Raw genomic sequence first — 8,880 nt, forward strand, 5'->3', positions numbered from 1 at the left:
TGTATGCATACAAGTCGGTCAGGCGTGACGCCACGCTGCTCATCATGCGCATCAAGGAGATCGCTGCTGCACGCGTGCACTATGGTTATAAGCGAGTGCATGTGATGCTCAGGCGTGAAGGCTGGCCAGACAATCATAAACGCGTCTACCGGCTGTATCAGCAGGAAGGTTTGTCTTTGCGGCTCAAGCGGCCCAAACGAAACAAATCAGCCAGGCTGCGCCAACCCAAACACCTTGTTACAGCAATGAACCAGATCTGGAGCATGGATTTTGTCGCCGATGCGCTATTCGATGGTCGGCGCATTCGCGCCTTGACCGTCGTCGACAACTACACACGCGAGAGTCTGGCCATCGACGTCGGACAAAGTCTGAAGGGGGAGGATGTGGTGAACACACTCAACCGTATTGCAGGGGTACGCGGACTGCCTGCGACCATCAAGGTCGATAATGGCAGCGAATTCATTTCCAAGGTAATGGACAAGTGGGCGTATGAACGTGGCATCGAGCTCGACTTCAGCCGCCCCGGCACGCCAACTGACAACGCCAAGGTGGAAAGCTTCAACGGACGCTTCCGGCAGGAGTGTTTGAACCAGCATTGGTTCCTGTCACTGGAGGACGCTCAGCACAAGATTGAAGAGTGGCGGCGGTACTATAATGAGGTGCGTCCCCACTCTGCATTGCAGTGGGCAACACCGGCCGAATTCGCCCGTCTGGCAAGGAATAGCGCCTTGTCTGCACCCACAACGGAGCCGAAATTTTCTCCGTTAGCCCGGTACTAATTCCGGGATACGGTCATTTTAACCGCAGTTTCCGCAGCGGTTTCGGACTAAGTCGGGTAGCGGGCCCGGCGAAACCCTATAAGCGCACGCATAACCGCAAGGTGCGCAGACGCTAGGATTATGACAAAACGATTGTTCTTATTTGCATATGGCGAGGTCGATCATGAGCCTCGCTCATAAGCTCAGCAGTGGGTGAAATAGGGATCTACCGTCAGGTGACAAAGATTGGTTTCACCCTACACTTGGAAAGTTATACAGCATAATTAGCCAAATCCGCTGTGACCCACGCATGTCTTACTTGTAGCCACTATGTATCCTCTACATTATCCGGCTAGAGCGCTCGCCAGATCGATGTCGCCTAGGGCAACATCGTCTAAATGATAACCCCTAACAACCAGCCGATAGTGTGATTCGAGAATTTTCTGTGCACGTTTTACTGAACCGCTCTCCAAGTGGTCGATAATGGCCCGATGATGGTTATGCAGACGACAATAATCGAAATCGGTCTTAAAAATCGCCGTGATGACGCGCTCGCGGGACATCAAGTCTCGATGAATTTCTTCCAGCACCGGATTGTGAAGCAGGCCCGCTAAGATCAAGTGGAATTGGATACCCAATTCATTGGCAAGCTTATGATTGCCTTCGGACTCGGCCTTTTCCTGGTGCTTGCAATGCGTGCGCAGGATTTCAATATGGTTTGCAGTGATTGTCGGCGCGATTGCCTCAATAAATCCTTTTTCGATAAGGATGAGCGCGTCGAACAACTGATGTGCTTCCTCCAGTGTAGGACGTGACACGAATGCGCCGCGATTAGGCTCTATCGTGACAAGTTTGTCCTTCTCTAACCTGATCAGTGCTTGCCTAATCAACGTACGACTAACATCAAATACTTTTCCTAAATCCCGTTCATTCAGCTTCGCACCCGGTAGCAGGCGATGCTGAAAAATAGCATTGGAAATACGTTCAACAATATCCTCTGTGCGCATAGGGTGCTGTTTTTTGGAAATCCACGGCAACGCGCCACGGAAAGTGTCATACCAATTATCGCATAAGGAAAGCAATCAACAGGGTAATGGGGTAGTGATATCGAAATAAGTATGACCTCTATATGGTATACCAGTTGACATAGATGGTATACCGTTTATAGTGAAGTCGTGGCCATCGCAGAGAAAATATGAAGCGCAACGTCTGCCTTTTACAATGCGCCGGAAATGCGAATCAATATCAAAGGAGAAGAGAGATGACAAAGCTGACGAGACGGGATTTTATAAAGCAAGTGTCTGCCGGCGGGATTGCGATGGCAACCAGTGGCATAGCGATACCAACAATGGCGCAAGAAGCATTAAAAGTTGGTATTGTCTATGTCTCACCAGTTGCAGAAGTGGGCTGGACACGGAGTCATGATTTGGCCCGTCAGGCAATGGAAGCCGCATTTCCAGGAAAGATCAAAACAAGCGTTGTCGCCAACGTAGCACAAATGACTGATGCCGAACGTGTCTTTCGTGATCTTGTAAGACAGGGCAATAAATTAATATTTGGAACAAGTTTCTCCCAGCAAACTCCAATCCATAAAGCGGCACAAACAGCACCTAGTGTCTTTTTTGAGCACTGCAGTGGGATACGGCAAGCGAAAAATGTCGGTACTTTTGAGGCGCGCTATTATGAAGGTACTTATCTTTCCGGGGTCGTCGCTGGCAAGATGAGCAAAAGCAATACCATTGCCTTTATTGGTGGATTTCCTGTTCCCGACGTAGTTGGCGCAGCCAATGCATTAATGCTTGGAGCACGCAGCGTAAACCCTAAAGTTGTCTGCAAGACAATCTGGCTCAATTCCTGGTATGACCCTGGCCGTGAGCGAGACGCGGCAAAAACCTTGGTTGCTCAAGGTGCCGATGTCATCGTCTCCATGACGGATACGCCAACAACCGTTCAGGTTGGCGAAGAACTGAATGCTTGGACAATCGGTTATGCCAGCGACATGAGCAAATACGGACCGAAGAAGCATCTTACGTCGTTCCTAGTTGACTGGAGCAGTCACTATATCGCCGCTGCTAATGATGTTTTCGCCGGCAAATGGACTTCTCGGCACCAATGGGACGGCCTCAAAGCCGGTGTCGTTAAAATGGCTCCATACAATCCTGCCATTCCGCAGGATGTCATCGCACTCGTCAACGAGCGGCAGCAGGCGATCACGAATGGCAGCTTGCATCCATTCACAGGACCCATCAGCGACCAGACCGGTAAGCTCCGCGTGCCCAAAGGATCCGTAATTCCCGATGCCGAACTCAAGGCAATAAACTGGCTCGTCGAAGGCATGACCGGCTTGGGCTAAGACCAGCGCTATGCTCGCCCACCATTCGCGTCTTTGCGGATGGTGAATGAAACGCAATGTCCGCAGTGACCGGGCAGGTTGTATCACGCCTTATCGCTGACGACTGAACAGATACTTATTACCATGACGACTCTATCTGTCAAAGTTAGCAAGATCTGCCATGAAACGGCAGACATTAAATCCTTCCGTCTTGTTAGTGCCTTCGGCGCGCCTTTGCCAGAATTTACCGCGGGCTCGCACGTCGACGTACATGTGCATAACGGGCTCGTCCGCCAATATTCGTTGTGCAATGGCCCCGACGAACGCGATTGTTACCTCATCGCAGTCAAGCGAGAGCCAGACTCCCGTGGAGGTTCGCAAGCTATGCATGCTTTGAAGGAAGGTGACATCATCGACATTGGCGTGCCGCGAAATAACTTTGCGCTCGATTCTGCAGCAACGCATCACGTATTGCTGGGTGGAGGCATAGGCATTACTCCACTGCTATCCATGGCAAAGCTGCTTGCTGCACAAAATGCTTCGTTCGAGTTGCATTACTACTCGCGTTCCGTTTCTCATACCGCTTTTTATGAGCTTCTGGCTGGGGACAAGTTTTCTCGCTTTGTACACTTTCATCATGGCCTACAGCCGGAGGACATGAGAGTTCATTTAGGCCAGCTTCTTGAACGGCGCGAGTGGGGCGAACACCTCTACCTCTGCGGTCCGCGTCCATTCATGGACATGATAGTCAACTGTGCTAAACCCGCGTGGCCATCCGAGGCCGTCCATCTCGAATACTTTGCCGCCGATCAGGATGCGCTTAATAAGCCGCAGGATGAATTCCAGATTCGTCTTGCCCGTAGCGGCGTGACGTACAGCGTGCCGCCTGGCATCGCGATAACTGAAGTACTTGCGAGTCATGGTCGCCAAATCGAGACTTCATGCGAACAGGGCGTTTGTGGTACGTGCCTGACCGGCGTACTCGAGGGAGTACCAGATCATCGCGACGTCTTTCTCAATGATACGGAAAAGGAAGCGTGCGACAAGATGCTTCCTTGTGTATCTAGAGCAAAGACAAATCTGCTGGTACTGGATCTTTAACGGACAAGCAAGAAGGAATAACAATCGTGAATATACTCATTGAAAGCAAACGGTTGGGAACATGGTCTCCCGTAATGGCATCGGCACACGTTCCAGTAGACCAGGTCACCCTTGCAGTTTTGCATGGTCAAGAACTAGCCCTATGGCGTAACAAGCAGGGGACTGTACAGGCTTGGGAAAACCGTTGCCCACACCGCGGGACGCGCTTTACCTTGGGGCGCATAATTGATGGCGAACTATCGTGTGGATACCATGGCTGGCGCTTTGCCAGTAGCGGTAAATGCACGGCCATTCCCGCGCACCCAAACATGACACCACCTAAGACTATTTGCGCCAACGCATATTCTGTAACCGAGCGATTTGGAATGGTGTGGGTTGCACTTGGCACGCCGGATGAAGACGTGCCAGCGGTTGGGCCACTTGCTGATAGCGACCGACATGCCGTGTTTTGCCGTAGCTTCACGATCTATCGTTCGGCCGAAGAAGTTAGTCATCAAGTTTTACAACGGCGCACCGATTATCTTGCAATACATGGGAATAGCATACTCATAGAGGAGAATGGTCCGGCAGTGCAATCAATTCTCCTTTTTCAGCCCATGACCGCGGAGAAGTGTGTCGTTCACCTTTGGGTAAGTTGCACAAAGCCGAAGCCGGATGAAGCAGCCCTGAAGCGCAAATATATTGAACAATTCAAACGCCTGCGTCAAGAAATTGAGTTGAGGACCGCAGCATGACCCACTTCATCGATGACAAGGAGGCAAAAATGCAGCAAAGCCTGGATGAAAATGTATTGAACGACTGGTTTGCCGTAACGTCGATCGAACGCTTGGACGCAGAGATCAGGGTACAGACCGTGCTGCTCGGACAGCCGATTATCGTTTGGCGGGACAAGACTCACGGCTTGCACGCCAACGAACGCATGCCAGACAACTTGAACGGACGTGAATTCGCGGTCCAGCAGCGCCATGGCTTTATCTGGGTGTCCCTTGGAGCGCCGCGCAAGGAACTGTTTGCGTTGCCAGAGTTTGATGAGCCTGGTCGGCGTTTCATTAATGCAGGGACCTTTGGCGTGAAATCTTCCGGCCTGCGCGTAATCGAAAACTTTCTGGATATGGGGCATTTTCCCTATGTCCATACAGATATCCTTGGCAAGGATCCGCATAGTGAAGTTCCAGACTATAAGGTAACGACGGATCCCCAGACTGGCGAGATTTGGGCGACAGAATGCCGTTTCTGGCAGCCAAAGGCGGCAGCGAGCGCTGCAGGCGGACTCCATGTGGCTTATACCTATCGTATCACTCAACCGTTCACCGCCGTCCTTTACAAAACATGCCCAACACGCACAGATGCACGTGATGTCATTGGCGTTTATGTCCAGCCTATCAGCGAGGACGAGTGCCGAGCGACGCTGTGGCTCCTGCTATTTGATGACGTTGCTACTGATGCCGAAATTATCGGGTTTCAACAAACAATATTTGCACAGGACCGTCCGATTCTTGAAAACCAGGTACCTAAGCGCCTACCGCTTGACATGAAGTCGGAAGTGCCAGCCCGTGCTGACGCGGGCTCGACAGCGTACCGACGTTGGCTTCGCCAGATCGGGATGCAATACGGCGTGCACAAGACTGCATAAGATAATCAGAAACTAGAGAATTCAATGATCACCCTATATAACTATGAGCTTTCGGGGAACTGCTACAAAGCGCGATTGCTAATGCAAATGCTTGATGTCAAATATCAGGCTGTTCCTGTGGATTTTTATCCAGGAAAGAAACATAAATCACCAGAATTCCTCGAAATTAACGCGTTTGGACAGCTACCGGTATTAGATGACGGAGATCTGAGACTGCGGGATGCGCAGGCAATTCTTGTCTATTTAGCCAGTCGATATGACACGAGCAGACAATGGTACCCAGAGGAGGCAGCAACGCGCGGGCGCATCGCGATGTGGCTATCCACCGCGGATGACATCACGCGTACCGCTTCGGCAGCCCGGCTACATGACGCGCTTGGCTACGAATTAGATATAGAGATGGCGCGCAGTGGCGCACACCAAATTTTCCGGATCATTGACGAGCACTTGGCGGATATGGAAGCCCAGGCCCAACTTTGGCTCGCTTGTGGCCATCCCACAATCGCTGACATTGCTTGTTTTCCGTATATCGCGATGGCTGAAGAGGGCGGAATATCACGTGATGATTATCCGGCGATCAGGAGATGGATCGAGCGTGTAAAACGCCTGCCTCGCTTCGTCGGTATGCCCGGAATTTTTGAGACGGGCCTATAAGCCGGTTGACAACTAATCAGACAGAAAAAGGATGTTAAAGATGGATGTACGCGCAGCGGTCTGCTATGAAGCAGGAAAACCCCTAGTAATAGAAACAGTGCAGCTTGAAGGCCCACGTCATGGGGAAGTTCTCGTCGAGATCAAGGCATCGGGGGTTTGCCATACGGACGAATTCACTCGCTCGGGCGCTGACCCGGAAGGCCTTTTCCCTGCGATCTTTGGACATGAAGGCGCCGGCATAGTGGTGGAAGTCGGCCCAGGCGTTACATCGCTCAAGCGCGGTGATCACGTCATCCCTCTATACACGCCGGAATGTCGGGGCTGCAAAACTTGCCTGTCGCAGAAGTCCAATTTGTGCACGGCAATTCGCAGTACTCAGGGCAAGGGCGTAATGCCCGACGGTAGTAGTCGTTTTTCGATCAACGGCAAGAAGATCCACCATTACATGGGATGCTCTACCTTCGCCAACTACACTGTGCTCCCTGAGATTGCGTTGGCCAAGATTCGTGAAGATGCTCCATTCGATAAAGTATGCTATATCGGCTGCGGGGTAACGACCGGCATCGGTGCTGTGATCAATACCGCTAAGGTCGAGGCCGGCTCCAACGTCGTCGTGTTCGGCTTGGGCGGCATCGGGCTCAATGTCATACAAGGAGCGCGTCTGGTTGGCGCTAACAAGATTATTGGTGTTGATATCAATCCAGCCCGTAAAGAACTTGCCGAATCCTTCGGTATGACACATTTCGTCAACCCCAAGGACCTCCACGGTGAAGATCTCGTTGCTCATTTGGTTGCGTTAACGGACGGTGGCGCGGACTATAGCTTTGAATGCGTGGGCAATACCACGTTGATGCGCCAGGCGCTTGAATGCTGTCATCGCGGTTGGGGCGTATCGGTTGTAGTCGGTGTCGCAGGCGCAGGGCAGGAAATCAGTACGCGTCCATTTCAGCTGGTCACAGGACGGGTTTGGAAAGGAACAGCTTTCGGCGGTGTGCGCGGGCGTACCGAAGTGCCGAAGATCGTCGACTGGTACATGGATGGAAAGATCAAGATCGATCCTCTGATTACTCACCTGTTGCCTTTGGAAAAAATCAACGACGCCATTGACATGATGCACACCGGCGAATCGATCCGTAGCGTTATTGTGTATTAATTGTATGGAAATCATCACTCAGCAACGCGCTTTTGGTGGAACCCAATATTTTTGCAGCCATCACTCCACCAATACGGGTACGCCAATGAAGTTTTCGGTGTATGTGCCTCCGGCAACGTCTCGCCGACCATTGCCGGTTGTGTATTTCCTTGCCGGTTTGACGTGTACAGATGAAACCTTCATGACTAAGGCCGGTGCGCAGCGACTTGCGTCATGCCTGGGACTCATGCTCGTGTCTCCAGATACTAGCCCCCCAAAGCTTGGACTTCCCGGAGAAGCCGATGATTGGGACTTTGGATATGGAGCTGGTTTTTACGTGGACGCAGTGCAACCGCCATGGTCCAACCATTACCGCATGTTCAGCTACGTCACAGATGAGTTGACTGCGACCGTATCAACACTCTTTCCGAACGTGGATCGGACGCGCCAAAGTATCATGGGTCATTCGATGGGCGGCCATGGCGCATTAATCTGCGCGCTTAAACGGCCTGAAAAATACCGTTCGGTTTCGGCGTTTGCACCAATTGCATCAGCGAGCCGTTGTCCATGGGGTAGAAAGGCACTTTCGAAATATATTGGTGAGAACGAACAGGAATGGCAACAGTGGGACGCGGCGGCATTATTAAGAGACAGTGCGTTCACGGGAAAGGTACTGATTGATCAGGGTACAGAAGATAAATTTCTTCTGCAGCAGCTTCGGCCAGAATTGTTGACTGAAGCAGCGCGTGCAACAGACCGTCACATCATGTTGCGCATGCAACCAGGTTACGACCATAGCTATTATTTTATCAGTTCCTTTATTAAAGAACATTTAGAGTTTCATGCTCTAGAGTTAGGAAGTTAATATGAACTTTCGGAGTACATCTCGAAGGTGACGTTTTGCACTACGGCAATTTATATATTTACGTTGGTACGGATTGCAATAAAAAACGTAGATCCTTAACTACAAGGGAAAATACCCTTAAAGAAGAGCTGCGATCTGACGCGCACAGCAGCCAATTATCCAATTGAGACATGGACACCCGCCTAAGCCTAAGCAGGATCACCAAGAAATATCCTTCCGTGGTCGCGAACGATGGTGTCGACCTGAACGTCATGCCGGGGGAGATTCATTCCATCCTTGGCGAAAATGGCGCCGGCAAGTCGACCCTCATGAAGATCATTTACGGATCGGTCAAACCCGATGCCGGCCAGGTTTTCTGGAATGGCAAGGAAGTCAACATCGCCAATCCGGCCGAAGCCCGCAAGC

General features: G+C 51.3%; 10 protein-coding genes. 9 read left to right on the forward strand and 1 reads right to left on the reverse strand.

Annotated features, from left to right (window positions below; translation table 11 throughout):
* A partial coding sequence (locus ACFQUU_RS28810) for an IS3 family transposase (protein WP_382252026.1) occupies positions 1 to 779 on the forward strand: 779 nt, incomplete at its 5' end.
* A gap of 323 nt (positions 780 to 1,102) precedes the next feature.
* Here ACFQUU_RS28810 and ACFQUU_RS28815 read toward each other — a convergent pair.
* Positions 1,103 to 1,765: a GntR family transcriptional regulator gene (locus ACFQUU_RS28815; RefSeq protein ID WP_382252028.1), complete on the reverse strand. Its 663-nt coding sequence runs from the start codon at positions 1,763 to 1,765 to the stop codon at positions 1,103 to 1,105.
* A 254-nt stretch (positions 1,766 to 2,019) separates the two neighbouring features.
* Here ACFQUU_RS28815 and ACFQUU_RS28820 point away from each other — a divergent pair, with 254 nt between their 5' ends.
* The 8 genes from ACFQUU_RS28820 to ACFQUU_RS28855 all read left to right on the forward strand — a co-directional run.
* The gene (locus ACFQUU_RS28820) at positions 2,020 to 3,111 is read left to right on the forward strand and encodes a BMP family ABC transporter substrate-binding protein (RefSeq protein ID WP_382252029.1); all 1,092 of its coding nucleotides are present in this window, start codon (positions 2,020 to 2,022) and stop codon (positions 3,109 to 3,111) included.
* A gap of 123 nt (positions 3,112 to 3,234) precedes the next feature.
* The gene (locus ACFQUU_RS28825; RefSeq protein WP_382252031.1) at positions 3,235 to 4,191 is read left to right on the forward strand and encodes a PDR/VanB family oxidoreductase; all 957 of its coding nucleotides are present in this window, start codon (positions 3,235 to 3,237) and stop codon (positions 4,189 to 4,191) included.
* 26 nt (positions 4,192 to 4,217) lie between these two features.
* Entirely contained in the window at positions 4,218 to 4,925 is a 708-nt protein-coding gene (locus tag ACFQUU_RS28830) for a Rieske 2Fe-2S domain-containing protein (protein ID WP_382252032.1), read from the forward strand.
* Positions 4,922 to 5,824, forward strand: a complete 903-nt coding sequence (locus ACFQUU_RS28835; RefSeq protein ID WP_382252033.1) for an aromatic ring-hydroxylating dioxygenase subunit alpha — start codon at positions 4,922 to 4,924, stop codon at positions 5,822 to 5,824. The genes ACFQUU_RS28830 and ACFQUU_RS28835 overlap by 4 nt, the downstream gene beginning before the upstream one ends.
* 24 nt (positions 5,825 to 5,848) lie before the next feature.
* Positions 5,849 to 6,478 carry a glutathione S-transferase family protein gene (locus ACFQUU_RS28840; protein ID WP_382252035.1) on the forward strand — a complete coding sequence of 210 codons (630 nt, stop codon included), beginning with the start codon at positions 5,849 to 5,851 and terminating at the stop codon, positions 6,476 to 6,478.
* 40 nt (positions 6,479 to 6,518) lie between these two features.
* A complete protein-coding gene (locus ACFQUU_RS28845) occupies positions 6,519 to 7,631 on the forward strand; it encodes an S-(hydroxymethyl)glutathione dehydrogenase/class III alcohol dehydrogenase (RefSeq protein WP_382252036.1) in 1,113 nt (370 codons plus the stop codon).
* Positions 7,632 to 7,635: 4 nt separating this feature from the next.
* Positions 7,636 to 8,475: an S-formylglutathione hydrolase gene (gene fghA / locus ACFQUU_RS28850; protein WP_382252038.1), complete on the forward strand. Its 840-nt coding sequence runs from the start codon at positions 7,636 to 7,638 to the stop codon at positions 8,473 to 8,475.
* Between the two features lie 170 nt (positions 8,476 to 8,645).
* Positions 8,646 to 8,880 (forward strand): ATP-binding cassette domain-containing protein (locus ACFQUU_RS28855; protein WP_382252040.1); only part of this gene is annotated, 235 nt, incomplete at its 3' end.

Source organism: Herbaspirillum sp. GCM10030257 (genome assembly GCF_042666555.1).
GTDB lineage: Bacteria > Pseudomonadota > Gammaproteobacteria > Burkholderiales > Burkholderiaceae_D > Noviherbaspirillum.

What these genes read in the sequence shown, in the direction of transcription:
- ACFQUU_RS28815 (WP_382252028.1), bottom strand. Translation starts at nt 1,765, where the DNA reads ATGCGCACAGAGGATATTGTTGAACGTATTTCCAATGCTATTTTTCAG.
- ACFQUU_RS28820 (WP_382252029.1), top strand. Translation starts at nt 2,020, where the DNA reads ATGACAAAGCTGACGAGACGGGATTTTATAAAGCAAGTGTCTGCCGGC.
- ACFQUU_RS28825 (WP_382252031.1), top strand. Translation starts at nt 3,235, where the DNA reads ATGACGACTCTATCTGTCAAAGTTAGCAAGATCTGCCATGAAACGGCA.
- ACFQUU_RS28835 (WP_382252033.1), top strand. Translation starts at nt 4,922, where the DNA reads ATGACCCACTTCATCGATGACAAGGAGGCAAAAATGCAGCAAAGCCTG.
- ACFQUU_RS28840 (WP_382252035.1), top strand. Translation starts at nt 5,849, where the DNA reads ATGATCACCCTATATAACTATGAGCTTTCGGGGAACTGCTACAAAGCG.
- ACFQUU_RS28845 (WP_382252036.1), top strand. Translation starts at nt 6,519, where the DNA reads ATGGATGTACGCGCAGCGGTCTGCTATGAAGCAGGAAAACCCCTAGTA.
- fghA (WP_382252038.1), top strand. Translation starts at nt 7,636, where the DNA reads ATGGAAATCATCACTCAGCAACGCGCTTTTGGTGGAACCCAATATTTT.